Origin of the sequence: Shimia sp. MMG029, from assembly GCF_027947445.1 — a bacterium.
GTDB lineage: Bacteria > Pseudomonadota > Alphaproteobacteria > Rhodobacterales > Rhodobacteraceae > Shimia.
The window spans coordinates 103,338-123,007 of record NZ_JAQJIM010000007.1 but is presented as its reverse complement, the minus strand read 5'-3'; the positions used below and the strand labels follow the sequence as shown (position 1 = coordinate 123,007).

The following is a 19,670-nucleotide window of genomic DNA, read 5'->3' as shown; positions in this document are numbered from 1 at the left end:
ATCTTCATCAAGGACCAACAATGAAAAAGAGCTCCCTCGCCCTCGGGCTGATCTTGGCAGCACAATCCGCTGCGGCAGAAACCACCGTGCAAAGCTGCGACCGCACCGTGACATTTGACACCCCGCCAAAAGCGGCCATTTCCAACGACGTGAACCTCACCGAAATGATGCTGGTTCTTGGCCTTGCGGATCGTATGGTCGGCTACACAGGTATTTCCGGCTGGAAAACACTGGACGCAGAGATGCGCGCCGGCGTGGAAGAGCTACCTGAGCTGTCTGCGAAATACCCCTCCAAAGAAGTTCTGGTTGGCGCTGACGCGGACTTCTTCTTTGCGGGCTGGAACTACGGCATGAAGGTTGGCGGCGAAGTCACCCCAGAAACGCTCGCGCCGTTTGGCATCGATGTGTACGAGCTGACCGAAAGCTGCATCCACATTGGCGACAAACCCAAAGTCAGCATGGATGACATGTACAATGACCTGCTGAATCTCGGCAAAATCTTCGCTGTGGAAGACAAAGCCACCGCACTCGTGGATGGCTACAAGGCGGAGCTTGCCGCGTTCACCGACTCTCTGGAAACCGCGGACGAGCCGCTGCGTGTGTTTGTTTATGACAGCGGCGAAGACACGCCGTTCACCGCAGGCCTCTATGCGATGCCAACAGCCATGATCGAGGCCGCAGGCGGCACCAACATCATGGACGACTTTGAAAAGAGCTGGGGCACCGTCACCTGGGAAGCCGTTGTGGAGCGCAACCCTGAAGTGGTTGTGATCGTGAACTACGGCAATGTGACCGCCGAAGAAAAGCGCGCCTTTATGATGAACAATCCGGCCTTTGCAGAGCTCGATGCGGTGAAAAACGACCGTTTCGTTGTGCTGGAATATGTCGAAGCGACCCCTGGCCCACGCAACATCAAAGCTGTGAAGAAACTGGCTGAAGGTTTCTGGGGCTCCGAAGGCGCGGCCAGCAACTAAATGAGCAAAGGCACCTCCCAATCTAAAGCCACCCTTTGGATCGTTCTCCTGGGCAGCCTCGCCGCATTGGGAGCGTCCTTGTCTTTCGCAATCTCGGTGGGCGCAATTTCTGTGCCCATCGAAACGGTTTGGGGCATATTTGCACAAAAAACCGGCCTCTGGCCCGTGGAACCAACATGGTCTAAGGGGCGCACAGCCATTGTCTGGGAAATCCGTTTTCCACGCGCCTTGCTGGCCGTGATGGTCGGTGCGGGGCTCGCCATAGTCGGCGCAACGTTGCAGGCTGTGACGCGCAACCCGCTGGCGGATCCACATCTGCTTGGCATTTCTTCGGGTGGCGCCTTTGGGGCCATTCTGGCGCTGTTACACACCGGGCTGTTTCTGGGTCTGCTCACTGTGCCCGTGATGGCGTTCCTCGGTGCGCTTGTCGCGACGCTCGCTGTACTGGCAGTATCCAAATGGGCCGGAGCGACCAGTGCGGACCGACTGGTGCTGACCGGTGTGGCCATCTCTTTTGTAATCATGGCCTGCGCGAACATTCTTATCTTTCTGGGCGATCCGAAGGCACATCACACTGTGGTTTTCTGGATGCTAGGCGGGCTGGGGCTGGCGCAGTGGTCTTACCTGATCTACCCGCTCGCTATTCTTGTGCCCTGCGCGCTGTGGCTCTGGATGCAGGCTTCGCAACTGAATGCGATGACCATCGGCGATGAAACGGCAAGCTCGCTGGGCATCCGCGTTGCGCGCTTTCGTCTGACCGTGTTTGTGGTTGGCGCCCTGATCACCGGTGTGATGGTGGCATTTTCGGGCATGATCGGCTTTGTCGGGCTGATGGTGCCGCACATTGTGCGGCTGATCGTTGGCGGCAACTATGCGCGCCTTGTGCCGATCTCTGCCGTGTTTGGTGGGATATTCCTGCTCTGGGCCGACATTGTTGCGCGCACCATCATGGCACCGGAAGACATTCCCGTTGGCATCGTCACAGGTTTGGTTGGCGGGCTGTCGTTTGTTGTGCTCTTGCGCAGACCTTAGACGCGCCAACGCAGAACTTGCGCCCGCTCAGGGCGCAAGTTTTTGTATTGCCTGCCTTAGGCGATGACACTCTGCAAGCGCGCCTGATCGTAGTTGGCCCCACACAGCAGAACGACGCTTGTTTGACCTTCATAAGCCTCTGGCTGCGCAAGGTAGGGCGCAAGCGCGAGAGCGGCGGCGCCCTCCACAATCATGTTGTCGGTCCAGGCAATCACGCGCAGCGCTTCGGCAATTTGCTCTTCGTCACAGTGGATCACCGCGTCGATCACCTCGCTGGCCATTGGCAGGGTGACCGATCCTGCGTCAACACCGCCAGCCACACCATCCGCAAGCGTGTCATAATGTGCAGTTTCCACAATTTCTCCAGCAGCTATAGAAGCCGCGAGCGCTGCGGTATTCACCGCACTCACGCCAATCACACGGGTGTTCGGGGAGAAGGATTTCAAAACCGCCCCAATGCCAGAGATCAGGCCACCGCCGCCCATAGAGATGAACACGTTGTCGATCTGTGGCAGTTGTTCCAGCAGCTCAAGCCCGATCGTGCCCTGCCCCGCAATCACGCCGGGATCGTTGTAGGGGGAAATATAAGTATAACCCTCATCCTCAGCCAGTTTGCGGGCGTGGACTTCCGCCAGAGAAGAATCCGCCCCAGCGATGATCACCCGGGTGCCGTAGCTCTCAATCGTCTCCCGTTTTTTCGCGATCACATTTTCCGGCAATACAACGGTAAGCTTGTGCCCGGTTTTCTGCGCGGCCAGCGAGCAGGCAATCCCGTGGTTGCCAGAGGAGGCCGTGACCACCGGGCGATCTGTCGGTGTGGTGGTCAACATCGCGCTTGCCCCGCGCAGCTTGAAGGAACCGGTGAACTGGAAGTTCTCGGTTTTATAAAGCAGCTGCGTGCCCTTGGGCTGCGCTATGCGAGAAGCCACGATGGGCGTTTTGTTGATCAGAGGCGCAATCCGGCGGTGGGTGGCGACAGAGGCCGCGGCAGAGCGCAAAATCAGTTCAGAAGCATTAGACATGAGCGGCCTCATTCTCGTTTGATGTTTGGTTTTGAAATGCCTGTACTACGGCAAGAGACACAGCCGCATCCTGCACCGCAAGGCCAGTCAGATCCGCGATGGTGATTTGAGAGACGTCGCTCCGCCCCAGATGGCGGCTTTCAAGCACGTCCCCCAATGCGATGGTCGCCGTACCCTGTGGCAGGTGTTGGAATTCGCCATGGTGCAGGGATTGCGCGGCCTCATCACAGATCAGCAGGTCTGCAGCTTCTGTCAAATCGCGGGCCAGCTCCTGTTTGCCAGGACAGTCTGCGCCAATGGCCGTGATATGCGTGCCTGGCGTGATCCAGTGCTTTTCAATCAATGGTTGCTTTGACGGTGTGCAGGTGACAATGGCCTGCGCATCAAGACAGGCCGCCTGAAGATCCGCAGCCAATGCCGCCCGCAAGCCTTCCGCCTGCAAGTCCGCAACAACAGCCTCAGCTTTCTTCAGATCCCGCCCCCAGATCTTAAACGTCAACGGGCGATCCACTAGCGACTGCAGGCACTCTGCCTGATGGCGCGCTTGCAGGCCAGTGCCCACGATCAGCACCTCTGTGAACCCGGCTGGTGCCAGCGCCGCAGTCGCCAGCGCACCTCCAATACCGGTGCGGATGTCTGTCAGCCAGCCTTCGTCGCGCAGAATGGCCAGAGGCGCGCCATTTGTTGCTGAGAACACCAGATTCATCCCATTCGACGACGGCAAGCCCTGCGCTGGGTTGCGATAAAATCCGGTGGAGACTTTCACAACAAAGCCTTCCGCGCCCACAACATGACCGGTTTTAACGCAACAGTCGCCCTCATTTTCAGGGAAGGCCAGCTGCGCAATTGGCGGTGCCTGCACCTGACCTTTTGCGGAGGCCACGAAGGCCGCACGAATGGCATCGGCGGCAATATGAAAATCAAACAGATCCCGAATCTGCGGCTTGCAAAGATCAATCACCCGGCGCCTCCCCCCTGCGTGCTGGCGCGCCGTTTAGTTGACGCTTGACCAGATTCCTAGACAGAAGTATCCAGACTAGACACTTGGGTCAACACCTCAACCCGCTGATTGAGGTCTCATTGGAGGCAAAGATGTGGATCTGACAACGCTGAAGGCCAATGCCTGCGCCACCGCAGACGCCATCGGGCTCCTGTTTGGCCAGCAGGTGGAAATCGTGGTGCATGACCTTGCCAGTGGCACCATCACCCATATTGTAAATCCATACTCCCGCCGTGTTCCGGGCGACCCCTCCAATGTGCAAGACATTGATTTTCGCAAAGAAGATATGGTGATCGGCCCCTACGAAAAGGTGCATTGGGACGGCAGCATTCTGCGCTCGATCAGTATTGTGCAGCGCATGCCGGATGGGCGCGCGGCCTTCATGATCTGTGTAAACTATGACCAGTCCGATCTGCTCGCGGTGCAGCGCGCGGTGGAAGCCCTGCTGCCTGCGCGCCCGATTGGGCAACAGCCGGATGATCTGTTTCGCAATGACTGGCATGAGCGGCTCAACATCTTTGTCAGTGACTGGTGTCAGGAGCGGGGTGCGCGTGTGGATACGCTCGACCGTGCCTCGCGGCGCGCACTTCTGGCCGCGCTCGACGCCTCTGGTGCTTTATCGGAACGCAATGCCGCCGCCTATGTCGGCCGCCTGCTCGGGGTCAGCCGCGCCACCATCTACAACGACTTAAAAGCAGGAGCGTCTGATGTCTGACTTACAGGCTACCGTTGGAATTCTGGAGCGTCTGATCGCCTTTGAAACCGTTTCTGACCGCTCCAATAGAGATCTGATCGCCTATGTTGCGGACTATCTGGAAGCTCTCGGGGTCACCTCGCATGTATTTGCCGATGACACCGGGCAAAAACACGGGCTTGTCGCTCACATCGGCCCGGATGTTGATGGCGGTGTTGTGTTGTCAGGCCATACGGATGTTGTGCCTGTCGACGGTCAGGATTGGCAGACCGACCCATGGACATTGACCGAACAGGACGGGCGCTATTTCGGGCGCGGCACCTGTGACATGAAAGGCTTTCTTACGCTGGTGCTGGCCGCCGTTCCGCAGATGTTGGCAGCCCCCCTGCAGCGACCCGTCCAGCTCGCGCTTTCTTTTGACGAAGAGATTGGCTGCACCGGCACCGCGCCTTTGCTGGCGGAGCTTCAGGCCCGGTTTGCGCGTGCGGATCGCGTGATCGTTGGGGAGCCGACAGAGTGGCGCGTTGTGACGGGGCATAAGGGCGGCATCGGGATCACAACGCAGATCACGGGCAAAGCCGCGCATTCCTCCATGCCGCATCTGGGTGTCTCTGCGATCTCTGCCGCTGCGAAGCTTGTCGCGTGGCATGAGGCGCAGATGGCGCTGTGTGAAAATAGCGCCGACAAAGCCTCCGGCTTCACCCCACCTCACAGCACGCTGCAAGTCGGCACCATTCAGGGCGGGGCCGCGATGAACATTGTGCCTGATGCCTGCCGCATGGAAACCGACATTCGCTTTGTGCCCCCAGACACCGCGGAAGACTGGCTCACCCGTTATCGCACATTGGCCGCAGAGATCGCCCGCGACATGCAACGCAGCCATGCTGAGGCAAACATCGAACTGTGTGATATTGAAGTTATCCCGGCAATGATGCCAGAGACGGACGGCGCGGCGGAACAGCTGGCGCGGCAACTGACCGGGGACAACTCCGACAACTGCGTGTCCTATCAGACAGAGGCAGGCCATTTTCAGAGTGCGGGATATTCCACGGTGGTCTGCGGGCCGGGCAACATCGCACAAGCGCATCAGCCTGATGAATACGTGACAGCAGACCAACTGCGCAAAGGGCAGCGTTTTCTGACGAAACTGATTGAGAGCCTCTGCTGACGCATCTCAAATTGTAGCGCCATCACAAAATGATAAGGGCCCTGCCTGTTGGCAGAGCCCCTTGATACGCGGTTTATCAGGCCGCGTGGCGCTTCAGGAAGACCGAGAACTTCGCAAGCCCCGCCACCAGATCCGTCGTTGGGTTGGTGTAGCCAAGTCGCAACCAGCCCTCCATGTCCATCGCGCTGCCCGGGGTCAGCATCACGCCCTCTTCTTTCAGAAGGGTCACACACAGGTCGCGTGAGGTCATGGGCAGATCATACTTCAGCAAGGCCGTTGTGCCGGATTTTGGCTTGACCCAGCTGATCAGGGGCTGCTCTTCGATCCACTCTTCCACAATCTGCAGGTTCTTGCGCGTGATCTCCTGCGCGCGCGCCAGAATCTTGTCGCGGTTTTCCAGCGCCATGGCAGCCAGCAGTTCGTCGATCTGCCCGACAGAGATGGTGTTGTAGTCGCGATGGATCATCACGTCATGCAACATCTCTTTTGGTCCCGAAATCCAGCCCACACGCAACCCCGCGAGTGAATAGGCTTTGGACATGCCCGCTGTGCTGATCCCTTTTTCATAAAGATCCGCCACGGCAGCAGTCATGCCATCCCCCTCCTGATCGGTGCCGCGGTAAACCTCGTCACACAGAAGCCAGGCATCCACAGAGCGGGCGATCTCAACAATCTCTTCCAACATGGCTTGACCCATCAAAGCGCCGGTCGGGTTGTTGGGATTGTTGATGGCAATCAGCTTTGTGTCTGGCCGCACCATGGCCCGCAAAGCGGCAAGATCGGGCAGGAAGTCCTGCTCTGGGCGCAGATGCAGCAGTTCAATGTCGGCGCCGATGCTTTCAGGGATGGAGTAGTGCTGCTGATAGGTGGGAATGACAGAGATCACGTGATCGCCGCGCGCAACAAGGGTCTGGTGCACAAGCGAGTTGGCCCCAATCGTGCCATGTGTGGTCAGAATATTGTCGCGGCTTTGATTTGTGTAAAGACCACTGATGGCATCCCGCAGGCGGTCAGAGCCTTCAATCGCGCCATAGGTCATCTTGATCGCGGACAGCTGATCCAGAATGCTGTCTTTGACATCGGCCATCTCAAAGAGCTGGCCGAGGGTGATGGATTCAACACAGGTTTCAGCAAGATTGAGATCACATTTGGTCTCAAACTCATTCATCCACATTTCAACACCGAAGGGGCGGATATCCATGGGTCAGTCCTTTCTCAACCTTGGGCCTTGGCGGCGTCATACACCGCTCGGGCCATGAAAATGTCTTCGAGTCCCAATCCGATGGAGCGGAAGAACACGGGTTTTTCACCGGTTGGGCGCGCGCAGGCAGCAGTCTGGAGCTGTGCCAGATCCCCACAAATCGCATCCGCCTGCCAACCGGCCTCTGCCGCCAGCTTCATCTCGCCCGCAGAGGAAGGGGTGGTTTCGCGATAGTCGCAGTAAACTTCCGCAGCAGAGAGAAACGCAGGATCAACTTCATGCGCATTGGCAACATTGGTGCTGATCGAGGTGACCAAAGCCCCCGCGGCCACAGAAGTTGTGTCAAACACTGGGGTTCCTGAGGAGGTGCAGAGCATCACCACATCCGCTTCAGTCCCGGCTGCCGCGGCGCTGTCTGCAAACCGCACCCGTTCATCCAGCGCCTGCCACGTGGCTTTCAGCTCGGCGTTTCCAGAGAGGGAGGGAGAAAACACACGGATCTCTGCCCAGTCACGCAACGCGGCTGTGTGGCGCAAATGCGCCTGTGCCACCTTGCCAGAGCCGATGATCGCAAGGGTTTTTGCCCCCTCTTTGGCAAGATGATCCACCGCAAGCGCTGTGGTGCCAGCCGTGCGTTCTGTGGTCAACTCGCCTGAGTCACACAACATCAGCGGCTGGCCGGTCTCCATAGACATCAGAACGGTCCAAGCGGTGATGATCGGCTTGCCCGGCTGCACAAGGTAAGGCGACAATTTCGCCCCAAACAGATTGGCGCCTGTGCTGGCGCCCTGATAGGTGATGAAATCCCCTTTGTCCTCAGGAAACAGGGTCAGGGTCTGCGCCGGCTGAACCGCCTGCCCTTGCCCCAGTTCGGAAAACAGCGCGCGCATCGCGCCAAGCGTGTCCACATTGGGCAAAACCGCTTGCACGGCTGCGGCGTCCAGAACCAGTGCGGCCTGTGGGGTGGTTGACATCATTTGGTCTCCTGAGTGGCTGATCGCGCGTGCGGTCAGGCGTGGTCAATTTTGTTGAGGAAGGCGCGGGTGCGCGCGTGTACGGGATGCTCAAAGAAGGCGCTGGGGGTGTTCTCTTCTAGGATTTTCCCGCCATCAAGGAACACAACCCGATCCGCCACCTTTCGGGCAAAGCCCAATTCGTGCGTGACAACGATCATCGTCATGCCCTCAGATGCAAGATCTTCCATCACCTCCAGAACTTCGCCCACCATTTCAGGGTCCAAAGCCGAAGTGGGCTCATCAAACAGCATCACCTTGGGCTGCATACACAGCGCGCGCGCAATGGCGACACGTTGCTGTTGACCACCAGAAAGCTGACCTGGGTAATGGTCCGCCCGATCCGCGATATGGACGCGCTCCAGCAACTCCAGCGCACGTGCGCGTGCCTGAGCCTTACCAAGGCCCCGCACAAGACGCGGCGCAAGCATAAGATTTTCCAAGGCGCTCAGGTGGGGGAACAGGTTGAAGTGCTGAAACACCATGCCGACATCGCCGCTGAAAGCGCCAATGTTCTTGCAGTCAAGGCTCAACGCATGCCCGGCAACATCAATGTCCCCCCGGCTGCGCGTTTCCAGCCCCGCGATACAGCGTATGAGTGTGGATTTGCCGGACCCCGACGGGCCACAGAGCACCACTTTTTCCCCCTGAGCGACAGACAGGCTAATGTCGTCGATGACCTTGAGAGGGCCGTAGGATTTTTCGAGATTTGTTACCTTAATGGCGTTGGACGCGCGCATGTGGGCTTCCTCGCTAAGTTATGCGTCATTGCCGGACAGGCCGGGGATCGCAGTTTTACGTTCAATCGCGCGGAAGAGCGCGGCAAAGCCAAGCGCAAGCATCAGATAGAGCGCGCCAGCGACGGTGAAGACTTCAAAAGGGGCATAGGTGCGGGCCACCAATGCGCGTGCGGCGCCAGTCATTTCCACCACCGTCACAGCAGAGGCGAGCGAACTGGCTTTCATCACCAGCGTGATTTCATTGCCCAGCACTGGCAGCACATATCGGTAGGCCTGCGGCAGCGTCACGCGTGTGAGCGTTTGCAAAGGGGACAGGCCCAAAGTGCGCGCCGCCTCGCCTTGCCCGTCTGGCACCTGCGAAATAGCACCGCGCAACAGTGCGCCCATATAGGCTGCAGAATTGAGGCCGACGGCAAGAATCGCACAGCCCAGAGGCTCTTTCAGAATGGGCCAGAAAATGCTGTCGCGCACCGCTTCAAGACTGCCAAGACCGTAGTAGATGATGAAAAGCTGCACGAGCATGGGACTGCCGCGCACAAAGAAGATGTAAGCGCGGGCTGGCGCGCTCACAAAACGCGTGGGCGACTCAGCGGCCATGGCCAGCGGGAGCGCGACCACCTGTCCAAGCACAAAGGCAGACAGCGTAATGACCAAGGTCAGCCACAAACCGTCCCAGACGATAGGTATCGCAGCCATTAGAATTTCATAAGACATGGGCGCTCCTATCTTTGCACGGGCGTGAGCCGCTGTTCAGCTTGTGCGAAGATCGCCGAAGACAGCGCGGAGACTGCCACATAAAGACAGGCCGCACTCAAATAGAACGTCAGCGGATGGTGCGTCGCACCGGCTGCGATCACCGACTTGCGCATCAATTCTTCAAGCCCGACAATGGACACCAGCGCGCTCTCTTTGAGGACAATCAGCCACTGGTTGCCAATGCCAGGCAAAGCGCGCTGCAGCATCTGCGGCAAGATCACGTGCACAAACATCTGACGCCGCGACAGGCCCAGCACCAACGCGGCCTCACGTTGTCCAACAGGAATGGATTGCAACGCCGCGCGCAAAATCTCAAGCAGGTAGGCAAAGGCCACGGCACCAAGCGCCACAATCCCCGCAGTCAGCGCGTCCACCTCAAAGTAACTGCCGCTGAGCTTTGTCAGAACGATGGTTCCCCCATAAAAGATCAGGAAAATCACCAAGAGCTCCGGGACGCCGCGGATCACGGTGACATAGAGATCAAGCACTTTCCGCAAGGGATTGCGTCGCGATTGCGTCAGCGGTGCGCAGAGCACGGCCAGCACCAGCCCCAACACAAAGCTGCCCAAGGCAACTTTGAGTGTGAGCAAAAGCCCAAGTAGCAGCTGTGTCGCATAGGGTGCGATCACATCAAACATGCATATGTCCTTTGTTCTGTGCCCGAAGACAGGAGACCGCCCCCGGGTATTGCCTCTTTTAACACCGAAACATTCGAAATATCGGCGACTTACATTTGAAAATTCGATGCTTATGAATCCAGCGCCACCACGGCGCCCGTCTGCATCAACACTCCCTCAACCAGAGGCTGTTCGCGCACGCGATTGATAAAGGCGCGCAGGATGATGTTGAGTTCGGCGTTGCGGCGATAGGCCAGATAGATCGGCGAGTGATATTGCAGCTCCGACCCGGTGCTGAGCGCGGAAAGATCAGCAAGCGATCCGCCGTAGTAGTCCGGCAGAAACCCAACAAACCGCCCACTGCGGATCAGGATCGCATGTGTTTCCATCTGGTCCACAGTGGCGGAAGGATAGATGTTTTCATCGGCTTCATCGCCCCGACCACGACGCCGACGGCGGATGAAAGGGAAGCGCTGCAACTCTCCCGGAGTGACGATCAGAGAGTGACGGCTCAACTCCTCAAACCCAATATGCGCCATGCGGGTCAAAGGATGGCGCGGAACGGCGTAGAGAGAATGCCGCTCCTGAAAGAGCGGAATATATGCGATACCAGCGCGCTTTTGTGGGAAAGGCCCGATCACCGCATCTCGCTGCCCCTCCAGAAGCAATCCCTCCATCGCGGAGGGCGATACCAAGGACAGATCTACATAGGTGCTTGGCGCCCGTTCCGAAAACCGCCCTAAGACATCCGGCAGCGGCCAGGCTGTATTGGCAAGCATGGCATCCATGATGCCAATCCGAAGTACGCCACGCATATCGCCTGAAATCGTGGCCGTCGCATTTTGAAATCTGTCCGCCGCCGCGAAGAGATCATCCAGAGCCTCAAGCAGCTTTTTGCCCTCAGCGGTAAGTGAAAACCCGCTGCGGCCGCGTTGGCAAACCCGAAACCCCAACCGTTTTTCCAAGTCCGCCAATTGTGTCGAGAGGGTTGACTGGGAACAGTTCAGCGTCGCCTGCGCCCCGGCGATCCCGCCCGCATCGGCAATTGCCTGAAAACTACGCAGCAGCTTCAGATCGATATCCTGTAGCCTTTTCATGCTTTGCCCTTGCTGCGTTAAATGAATATTGCGTCACATCGGAAAGTATGATGTTTAGCCGCGACATTTCATATTTTTCCACCCCCCGCAACGACAACAGTGCAGCACATAGCCGCCATGTCGCAGACGGGCAGACCAACCACAACAAATTGGGGATCACCATGAAAAACCTCGCCGCTTTGGCCGCAATTGCGCTGTTCGCATGCACAACTGCCTCCGCAGAAGACCTGCGCATTGGCACAAGTGCAGACTACCCACCCTGGGAGTCCGTAAACGAAAACAACGAAATCGTTGGGTTTGACCGCGACTTCGGCGACGAGCTTTGCCGCCGCATTGAAGCAAACTGTACCTGGATCAACCAAGCCTATGATGGTCTGCTTCCTGCACTTCAAATTGGCAAGTTTGATGCTGTGATTTCTGGCATTTCCATCACCGAAGAGCGCGCAAAAATGGTCGACTTTTCGTCCGCCTATGCCGACGCACCAAACTCTGTGATTGGAGCAGTGGACGCTGGGTTTGGCACGCTGGACACCCCTGCAGACCTGCTTGCTGCTTTGGCTGACAAAACGGTCGGCGTGCAGACCGGCACCACCCATGAACAAGTGGTCAAAGCCCATTTTGAAGGCGCAACCTTGCGCAGCTATGACCGCCCCGACCAGATTGTGAACGACCTGCTGGCAGGCCGGATTGATGCCGCCATGATGGAAACATCCGCAGCCGAACCATTCCTGAAAGGCGATCAGAAAGACAAACTGTCGCTCGTTGGCCCATTGCTGACCAGCGCGGATTTCGCTGAGTTTGGTCAGGGTCAGGGCGTCGCGTTGGGCAAAGGCAAACAAGATCTGCAAAGTCGCATGGATGCTGCCGTTGCCGAGATGCTGGCCGACGGCACAATGGCAAAGCTATCTGAAACCTGGTTTGGCTACGATCTGTCCGCCAAGTAACAGACACGGGCCGGATGCCTCCTGAGGGCGTTGGAATCCGGCTCGCAAGAAGTAGAATCGCGGCCTTTCGGGAAACACCCCCGAAAGGCCGCTTTTTTTTGAGATCCCAGCGACAGTTGCGAACCGTCGCTTCTGACGGACCTGAGACTTAGTAGACTGTTTTCACGCCGTTCTTTTCACGCAGCGCATCTCTCACCACCGCTTTGATCAGCGCAATGCCCATCAAAACCATCACCAAGCTGAAAGGCAGCGCGCCAATCACCATGGCTGTCTGAAGGGCGCCAACGAAATATTTATACAAGCGGCAACCACGCGAGATCCGCGTCAGGAACACGCCTACAAAGGAGGCAAGGCGACCCATCAAGCCCAACAGAAGACAGGCTGCCGCCTTGTCAGCCTGCCGGTGCATCGCCCATCCCGGTGCCATCAGGGCTCCAAACAGCGCGGACAGGGTAGATGCGCCCATGATGATCGCCAGTGATACGACGATGCCTGCGACCGACGGTTTGCCCGCCTCATTGAGCAGCCAGTCGTCCAGACCGATACGGGTGAGGTTCGACCAGAACTGTGCCCTGTGCCACACCCAGAATGGTCGCCAAATCGACTACAAAGTGAACAGCATGGCCGATACCGCCTGACAGACGTCCCCCAAACAGCGCCGCCAGACCGGAGCGGTTGGTCAGCGGCAGATTGCGACGGTTTTGCTAAAGCCGGCATAAAAGCCTGTTTCAGCCGTTGGGATCGACAGATCCATCATTGGGGGTTCTTTGGCCATAACTCCTCCTTTTTGGCGCAAGAATTCACATCCCAGAAGGATGTGCGGGTGTGGGCGCGCTCAGCCAAATGGCAGCACGCGCACAAAAAACCGCCCCTGCGAGGAGGGGCGGTGTGTTGGATTAACTTGGAAGATACTCGTCAGCCCAAGATGTGCCGATATCACCACTGGCGATCATCTGCTCAATCGCTTTCTCCGCATAGCCAAGGTCACGCAGGATCGCGCGTGTAGAGGTGCCGAATTGCTCGGCGGGTTCAAGGGCATAGACTTTGCTTTGCGCCGGACGCACAGCATAGGGATCAAGTTGTGTCACCTCGTGCCCGCTTGGATGGTCGGGGTAGACCGAGAAAGAATAGCTGCCTTTGTCGATCCCCGGCAGGCCGTCGCTTTCACGCGTGTTCAGCGCGCGCAGGGCTTCGAGGTTTTCACAGATCGTGGCCGCGAGATCGGCGGCACGCAAACGGGCCACCCACTCAGATGCGGGCTGCAGTTGGAACGCCTGAGACAGATAGGCCGCGCGCTCTTCCTCGGGCAGGTTTGGCAACTCTTCCAACCCATCAACTTGCGCAAAACGTGGCAGATCGCTCTCATAGGCGCTCAGAAGAATGTAGCGACCTGACGCAGTATAGTAAAAGCGGGTCAGAGCATCATATCCGTTGGCCTCTGGGCCAGAAGGCTCGTCAAACAAACCGCGCCCCTTATAGTCAAACGCAAAGGGCGCCTGTAGCAGGCCACTGTTGGCTGTCAGCGAAGTGCGGCCCCGTCCAATACGCCCGAACCGATGCTTCTGATACAGCGCCGCAGCGACACTCAACGCTCCACCAAAGCCGCACATGACATCGATGGTGCCAACGTGGGCATGCTCTTCGGGGCGATCCATGGCCCCGCCAAAGCGCAGCATGATGCCGGTGGCGGCCTGCACCAGATCATCATAGCCGATATAGTCAGTCCGTGTGCCACGCCGCACGCCGCTGAAACAATCCAGTTTGCAGAAGATCGCATCCGGATTGAGCTTGCGCAGATTGTCGGCATCCAGACCCATCTTGCGGATCTGATTGTCCGGCGCGTTCCAGACAATCACGTCAACGGTTTTCACCAGATCTTCAAAGACCTGACGGCCATGGCGCGAGGTGATATCTGCCAGAATGGAGCTTTTGCCGCGCATCTGCGACATGCCGTAGATCACGGTGTTCCAGCTGTCATACATCGGCTCTGCCGGATCCAGCTTGATCACCTCTGCGCCAAAGCGCGCCAGATAGCTGGCAGAGTGAGGCCCGGCAATCACGTTGCATAGATCGAGGACCCGTACGCCAGACAGCCAGCCTTCGCGGCTTTCTGCTTCGTCCGGTTCCGGCAGCTCTGTGCGGTGTTTTTTGAGAATTTTCAGGGCTTCGTCAAATTCGACCCAACGGCGTGGTTCGGGCTTCAGTGCCTCTTCGCCGCTTTCCTCAAGCCACACCACCGGCCCGGGTTGGGTCATATCGCCATAGACCGGATCCCAAACGTCGATCATCAACCCTGAGGTCTCGGCGTATTCGTCGTGAATCCATTCCTGAAGCCACCTTTGCGGCGCGCCCGGGATCATGCCCCGGCCAAACATCTTTTTCCACTCATGGGAGGTGCGGGTCATAAACACCTCTTTCATGCGCGCGGCGATCTTGTCCGCCCAGTCTTTTGGCATCGGGTAGACCCCCAGAGAGGTGTCGTGTTCCCATTCAGACCACGGCTTGTAGGTGTCTTCTTCGGAGGTCAGCCCCTCTTCGACCAACTCGTCATAGATCCCGAGCACTTCCAGACAGCGGCGCGCGTGGTTCTTGTGGCTGGGACAGACCACATAGAACATCCGACCATCTTTGCACATGTAGCTGCGGAAAAATGGGTCCAGCAGTTCCTGCAGATCCTCATAGCTGACATTCATCGGCAGGCCTTCGATCCGGCGGCGCTCGATCTCTACCTCGCGCTGGGTCAGATAACGCTGGGGCATGTCAGAAACGTAGATGGAGTTATAGCAAAGCCCCTCCATCACTGCGGCGGCCAAAGGCACTTCGATGGCGTCCCCCTGCCCTGTGATCTGTCGCGACTGGAGCGCCAATACGGTGGCAGACGCCGCAATCTGGGAGGCATAAGCAGAGGACAGCGGCAACGGGGAGAACGACGGGTTGAGCCCCATCAAAACCCGGTTCAGCCCCATATCGGTGAAGACACCGGAGCTCGCGGCGACAATGCTTTCAAAGGCGCGCAGGTCGCGGCGTTCTTCGTCGTCAGAGGCAAATCCTGGGATGCTAAGCGTGATCAGCTCGGGGCGGTTTTTGCGCAGGGCAGCGAAATCGACCCCCAGCTTGGCCAGTTTTCCGGGGCGGAAATTCTCGATGAGAATGTCGGCCTCCACGCATAGCGCAAGCGCCTGTTCCAACCCTTCAGGCGTTTTCAGATCGAGATTTACGATCACCTTATTGCGGTTCAGCATCGCATTGGCTGGGCTGTCCCACATCGCGCCTTCGGGCGGGTCGATGTGCACAACCGTCGCCCCCAAATCTCCAAGCAACATGGCGACAGCCGGACCGGCAATGTATTGGCCAAAGTCCACAACTTTGACGCCTGTCAAAGGCAGGTTGGAAAACGAATGACGCATATGTCCTCCGATCATTCAAATTTATGAAGTTGCGCGACTATTGGCCGTTCAAGATCCAGCCAGCGGCCTTTTCGGCAATCATTATGGTTGGTGAATTGGTGTTGCCGCTGGTGATTTCCGGCATGATCGACGCGTCAACCACGCGCAGCCCGTGAACGCCACGCATGCGCAGATGCGGGTCCAAGACGGCAGTGGGATCATCATCGCGGCCCATCTTCACCGTGCCAACGGGGTGAAAAATCGTGCTGGCGATATCCCCCGCAAGCCGCGCCAGTTCCTCATCACTTTGGTACTGAGGGCCCGGCTTGAACTCTTCGGGCGCGTATTTTTGCATTGCAGGCTGCCCCATGATCTCGCGCACCTGACGCAGGCTGTCGGCCGCCACTTTGCGATCGTCTTCCGTGTCCAGATAATTCGGTGTGATCTCTGGCGCATCGTAAAAGTTGCCGGAGGCAATACGCACATGCCCGCGGCTGGTGGGATTGAGGTTGCAAACACTCACGGTCATGGCAGGAAAATCATGCAAATCTTCGCCAAAGGCCTCAAGGCTCAGTGGCTGCACGTGATATTCGAGGTTTGCATGCGTGCGGCCAGGATCTGAACGGGTAAACGCGCCCAGTTGACTTGGAGACATGCTCATCGGGCCAGAGCGCTTGAACATATACTCCAGGCCGATTTTGGCTTTTCCAATCATAGAGTTGGCGAGCGTGTTCAGTGTTTGCGTGCCTTTGACTTTAAAAACCGCGCGGATCTGTAGGTGGTCCTGCAGGTTTTCGCCCACATAGGGCTGATCCATCACCACGTCGATGCCATGCTCTTTCAACAGAGCGGCGGGGCCAATGCCCGACAGCTGAAGGATTTGCGGAGAGTTGATGGCACCGGCGGACAAAACCACCTCTTTGCGCGCCCCAACATCGACAGTTTCCCCAGCGAGGTTGACCCGCACACCGGAGCAACGCAGGCCATTCTCGCTGTCAAACAACAGCTTTTCCGCCTGCGCCTCTGTCCAGATTGTGAGGTTTGGACGGGACTTTGCCGGCCGCAAGAAAGCCTTGGACGTGTTCCAGCGCCAGCCGGATCGCTGGTTCACATCAAAATAGCCCACACCTGCGTTGTCGCCGCTGTTGAAATCATCGGTTTTGCGCACGCCGGTCTGTTCGGCAGCATCAGCAAAGCTATCCAGCACCTCCCAGTTCAGGCGCTGTTTCTCAATGCGCCACTCACCGCCATGACCGTGCATATCCGAGAAGCGGCTGTTGTCCCCTGTTTTGGGATCTGCCCCATTATCAAGCTTGTAGTGATCCTCATGAGACTTGAATGACTCGAGCGCGTTGTCCCAGTTCCAAGCGTCTTCACCGGTCAATGCGGCCCAGTTGTCATAATCCCGTGCCTGACCGCGCATGTAGATCATACCATTGATAGACGAGCAGCCACCAAGCGTTTTGCCGCGCGGGTAAAGCAGGCTGCGGCCATTCAGCCCCTTGTCAGGCTGCGTTTTATAAAGCCAGTCTGCACGGGGATTGCCAATGCAATATAGGTAGCCAACAGGGATGTGAATCCAGGGGTAAGTGTCTGCTTTACCCGCCTCCAGCAAGAGCACGCGATTTGCTGGATCTGCGCTCAAGCGATTGGCCAACAGACACCCAGCAGATCCGGCGCCAACCACGACATAGTCAAATTCATTTTTCTGATCGGTCATGTTTTGTCCCTCGGCGACTCGGTTCATCATCCTGAGTGCAGTTCGAGGGCGAATGACACCGTGCATGGCAACCCTAGACATTCACCGTGCGGCAGCGCTCTGCATCCCCTCCCCGAAATGCACCTGTTGCCCGCTTATTCGACATTGGCACGCATGTGGCTAATGACAAATCCCACAAACCTATATTAGAAAAATTTATATGGATCGTTTTTCAAACCTAAACAACCTCTTGGCCTTCGTCACTGTGGCCAGAGAAGGCAGCGTGTCGCGGGCGGCAGAGGTGCTCAACCTCACGCAGCCTGCAATCAGCCATCAGATCAAGCGACTCGCTGAAGAAACCGATCTGTCTCTCTTCACGCGCACCACAACCGGCCTTCAGGTTACACCCGATGGCGCCGCGATGCTTGCCAAGGCGGAAAAGGTTCTGGACGCCATGAGCGATTTTCATCGCAGCGCCCGCCAACGCTCTGGCCAGCTCAGTGGCACGCTGCGCATTGGAACAATCGTGGACCCGGAGTTCATTCGCCTTGGGCATTTGCTGGCCAAACTGCGGCAGGATCACGCCGCCATTGAAACCCATTTGCTGCATGGGGTGAGTGGCAATACGCTCAATTGGCTCAAACGCGGCCAGATTGATGCGGGCTTCTATCTCAGTGCGCCGGACGATTTGCCTGACAGTCATACAGACAATGAACTGCCAATCCACGCTGTGCGGCTGGCAGATTTCAACTATCGCGTAATTGCGCCCAGCGGGTGGGGCACCCAGGCAGAGCACGCGGATTGGAAGCAACTCGCAGCATTGCCATGGATCGGAACACCGGAACTTTCGGTGCATCATCGCCTGCTCAATCGCGTGTTTGAGGCACACGGTTGCACCCAAAACATCGTGGCCCAAGTGGATCAGGAAGCCTCTATGCTGGCAATGGTCCGATCAGGGATTGGGCTCAGCCTGTGCCGTGATTCCATCGCCCTGCACCAAAAACAAAGCTTTGGCATCGTTGTCTGCGCCACCGTATCCGTGCCCGCCAGCCTCAGCTTCATCACATTGGAACGCAACGTGGAACGTCCCATCATGGCCGAGACACTCAACCTGCTTCAACAGGTCTGGTAGGACGGGGATCGACTGCTCTGACGAACGCGCACCAAAGGGCGGTGATCTGTTTGCGATGCGTTACCGGGGCGGCCAAATAAATCTGTTGCATCGGCAAGCTCAGCTGCACCAAAAGTCCGCCCGTTTCAGTATGCACCATCGCCAGAAACGGCTGTGGCCTTCCGATCCGCTCCCCTGCGCGTTGCGCTGTTGCGCGCGAAGCTGCAAACTGACGGAGCACCTCAACAGCTGGCGCATCCCCATACGCGGCGGGCTGCGCACTCTCAGGCATGTCAATCCAACTCACGGACAGCGCTTTCAATTGGGCCACAAGATCGGCCCAGTCAGCGGAATTGGTGGCGGTGTCGACGTCCTGCTGAAGCGCCTGAAAAAGCGCTGTTAGGGGCCATGATCGGGTGCCGTTTCTTATGAGTGGCGCTGTGTCTATGATCTCAAATTTTAGCACGCGCGCATCTGTCATCGCCTGACGCAAGGCTGAAACAATCTGCTGCGCCGTGGCCTCTTCAGGCGACACAGACAACCCTGAGATGTCGATCAGGTGTCGGTTGCTTATGGTGAGCTCTAACACCCTTTCGGTGTCCCGCACGCTGACCCGAACACGACGCGCCAAAATCACCTGCCCGACCTCGACGACCACGGCCCTTAGCGCCTCATCATCCGTTGCAAACATGCGCCAGCATCCATAGCGATGCTCAGCCGGTTTTGCGAGCGCCTCCAGCGCGTCACGCAGATCGGTATCCTGATCGGGCGGCAATGTGGCCGACCTTGCGTTGCGACGCGCGATCATGCGGGGCCTGCCAGTGCGGTCAACATCTGCCGCCCCGCAGAGGAAACAAGATCGACATCACTCTCTAAGTCGCACACCAGAAACAGGAAATCTGTCCGCCCCTCATGACGCAAATAAACCCGCATATCTTGAGCGCCCAAAACGACACAGTGGTCACCAACAGTTACACTCTGGTTGGCGGCACCTGCGGTTTCAAACCACGTCAAAGCCTCTGTGCAATAGCTGTCGAGCACCTCACGCGCCAAGCCATCCTGATGTGCCGCTTTAAGCACAAGGCGTGCATCAACGTCCCCAAAGCCAACAACCTGGCACTTGGGAAGCTCCCTGCGCAACGCGTCGAGACGGGCGGCAATGGTCACAGATGTGTTGCCTCCACTGTCGCGCCCTCAGGCTGTTTCATTTTATGCC

The 19,670-nt window shown here is 57.8% G+C and carries 19 protein-coding genes; 6 read left to right on the top strand and 13 right to left on the bottom strand.

The features are described from left to right. Positions 1-20 precede the first annotated feature (20 nt). Together PJL69_RS15970 and PJL69_RS15965 are read left to right on the top strand one after the other, a co-directional pair. A complete protein-coding gene (locus tag PJL69_RS15970) occupies positions 21-974 on the top strand; it encodes an ABC transporter substrate-binding protein (RefSeq protein ID WP_271310550.1) in 954 nt (317 codons plus the stop codon). Further along, positions 975-2,006, top strand: a complete 1,032-nt coding sequence (locus tag PJL69_RS15965; RefSeq protein ID WP_271310549.1) for a FecCD family ABC transporter permease — start codon at positions 975-977, stop codon at positions 2,004-2,006. It abuts the gene before it with no gap. Between the two features lie 56 nt (positions 2,007-2,062). Here PJL69_RS15965 and PJL69_RS15960 read toward each other — a convergent pair whose 3' ends face one another. Next, positions 2,063-3,028, bottom strand: a complete 966-nt coding sequence (locus PJL69_RS15960; RefSeq protein WP_271310548.1) for a pyridoxal-phosphate dependent enzyme — start codon at positions 3,026-3,028, stop codon at positions 2,063-2,065. Continuing rightward, positions 3,021-3,989: an ornithine cyclodeaminase family protein gene (locus tag PJL69_RS15955; RefSeq protein ID WP_271310547.1), complete on the bottom strand. Its 969-nt coding sequence runs from the start codon at positions 3,987-3,989 to the stop codon at positions 3,021-3,023. The genes PJL69_RS15960 and PJL69_RS15955 overlap by 8 nt, the downstream gene beginning before the upstream one ends. 133 nt (positions 3,990-4,122) lie before the next feature. Here PJL69_RS15955 and PJL69_RS15950 point away from each other — a divergent pair, with 133 nt between their 5' ends. Further along, positions 4,123-4,743 carry a helix-turn-helix transcriptional regulator gene (locus PJL69_RS15950; protein ID WP_271310546.1) on the top strand — a complete coding sequence of 207 codons (621 nt, stop codon included), beginning with the start codon at positions 4,123-4,125 and terminating at the stop codon, positions 4,741-4,743. Then, on the top strand, positions 4,736-5,890 hold the full coding sequence (argE, locus tag PJL69_RS15945; RefSeq protein WP_271310545.1) for an acetylornithine deacetylase: 1,155 nt from the start codon (positions 4,736-4,738) through the stop codon (positions 5,888-5,890). The genes PJL69_RS15950 and argE overlap by 8 nt, the downstream gene beginning before the upstream one ends. Positions 5,891-5,966: 76 nt before the next feature. Here the strand turns inward: argE and PJL69_RS15940 are convergent, their stop codons facing one another. From PJL69_RS15940 to PJL69_RS15915, 6 genes are all read right to left on the bottom strand, one after another. Further along, complete coding sequence (locus tag PJL69_RS15940) at positions 5,967-7,091, bottom strand: aminotransferase (protein ID WP_271310544.1); 1,125 nt, start codon at positions 7,089-7,091, stop codon at positions 5,967-5,969. Between the two features lie 14 nt (positions 7,092-7,105). Continuing rightward, positions 7,106-8,065: an ornithine cyclodeaminase family protein gene (locus PJL69_RS15935; protein WP_271310543.1), complete on the bottom strand. Its 960-nt coding sequence runs from the start codon at positions 8,063-8,065 to the stop codon at positions 7,106-7,108. 35 nt (positions 8,066-8,100) lie between these two features. Then, complete coding sequence (locus tag PJL69_RS15930; RefSeq protein ID WP_209098362.1) at positions 8,101-8,844, bottom strand: amino acid ABC transporter ATP-binding protein; 744 nt, start codon at positions 8,842-8,844, stop codon at positions 8,101-8,103. 18 nt (positions 8,845-8,862) lie between these two features. After that, a complete protein-coding gene (locus PJL69_RS15925) occupies positions 8,863-9,558 on the bottom strand; it encodes an ABC transporter permease (RefSeq protein WP_271310542.1) in 696 nt (231 codons plus the stop codon). Between the two features lie 8 nt (positions 9,559-9,566). Then, positions 9,567-10,238, bottom strand: coding sequence for an ABC transporter permease (locus tag PJL69_RS15920; protein WP_271310541.1), 672 nt, complete (start codon positions 10,236-10,238; stop codon positions 9,567-9,569). Positions 10,239-10,348: 110 nt separating this feature from the next. Then, positions 10,349-11,314, bottom strand: coding sequence for a LysR family transcriptional regulator (locus PJL69_RS15915; RefSeq protein WP_209098359.1), 966 nt, complete (start codon positions 11,312-11,314; stop codon positions 10,349-10,351). 50 nt (positions 11,315-11,364) lie between these two features. Here PJL69_RS15915 and PJL69_RS15910 point away from each other — a divergent pair, with 50 nt between their 5' ends. Continuing rightward, positions 11,365-12,258 carry a transporter substrate-binding domain-containing protein gene (locus tag PJL69_RS15910; protein ID WP_271310540.1) on the top strand — a complete coding sequence of 298 codons (894 nt, stop codon included), beginning with the start codon at positions 11,365-11,367 and terminating at the stop codon, positions 12,256-12,258. A gap of 148 nt (positions 12,259-12,406) precedes the next feature. On the opposite strand, the gene PJL69_RS15905 is transcribed toward PJL69_RS15910, so the two are convergent. The 3 genes from PJL69_RS15905 to PJL69_RS15895 all read right to left on the bottom strand — a co-directional run bounded on the left by PJL69_RS15905 (position 12,407) and on the right by PJL69_RS15895 (position 17,364). Next, positions 12,407-12,841 carry a BCCT family transporter gene (locus PJL69_RS15905; protein WP_271310539.1) on the bottom strand — a complete coding sequence of 145 codons (435 nt, stop codon included), beginning with the start codon at positions 12,839-12,841 and terminating at the stop codon, positions 12,407-12,409. A 313-nt stretch (positions 12,842-13,154) separates the two neighbouring features. Beyond that, entirely contained in the window at positions 13,155-15,665 is a 2,511-nt protein-coding gene (locus tag PJL69_RS15900) for a CoA transferase (protein ID WP_271310538.1), read from the bottom strand. Positions 15,666-15,702: 37 nt separating this feature from the next. Beyond that, complete coding sequence (locus PJL69_RS15895; RefSeq protein WP_209098355.1) at positions 15,703-17,364, bottom strand: GMC family oxidoreductase; 1,662 nt, start codon at positions 17,362-17,364, stop codon at positions 15,703-15,705. A 199-nt stretch (positions 17,365-17,563) separates the two neighbouring features. Between PJL69_RS15895 and PJL69_RS15890 the strand changes: the two genes are divergently transcribed. Then, positions 17,564-18,475, top strand: coding sequence for a LysR family transcriptional regulator (locus tag PJL69_RS15890; RefSeq protein ID WP_271310537.1), 912 nt, complete (start codon positions 17,564-17,566; stop codon positions 18,473-18,475). Here the strand turns inward: PJL69_RS15890 and PJL69_RS15885 are convergent. Beyond that, a complete protein-coding gene (locus tag PJL69_RS15885) occupies positions 18,450-19,262 on the bottom strand; it encodes a hypothetical protein (RefSeq protein ID WP_271310536.1) in 813 nt (270 codons plus the stop codon). The two genes, PJL69_RS15890 and PJL69_RS15885, sit on opposite strands and share 26 nt — an antisense overlap. Continuing rightward, positions 19,259-19,621 (bottom strand): hypothetical protein, encoded by a 363-nt coding sequence (locus PJL69_RS15880; protein WP_271310535.1) that lies wholly within the window; start codon positions 19,619-19,621, stop codon positions 19,259-19,261. Before PJL69_RS15880 ends, PJL69_RS15885 begins: the two co-directional genes overlap by 4 nt. Positions 19,622-19,670: the final 49 nt, after the last annotated feature.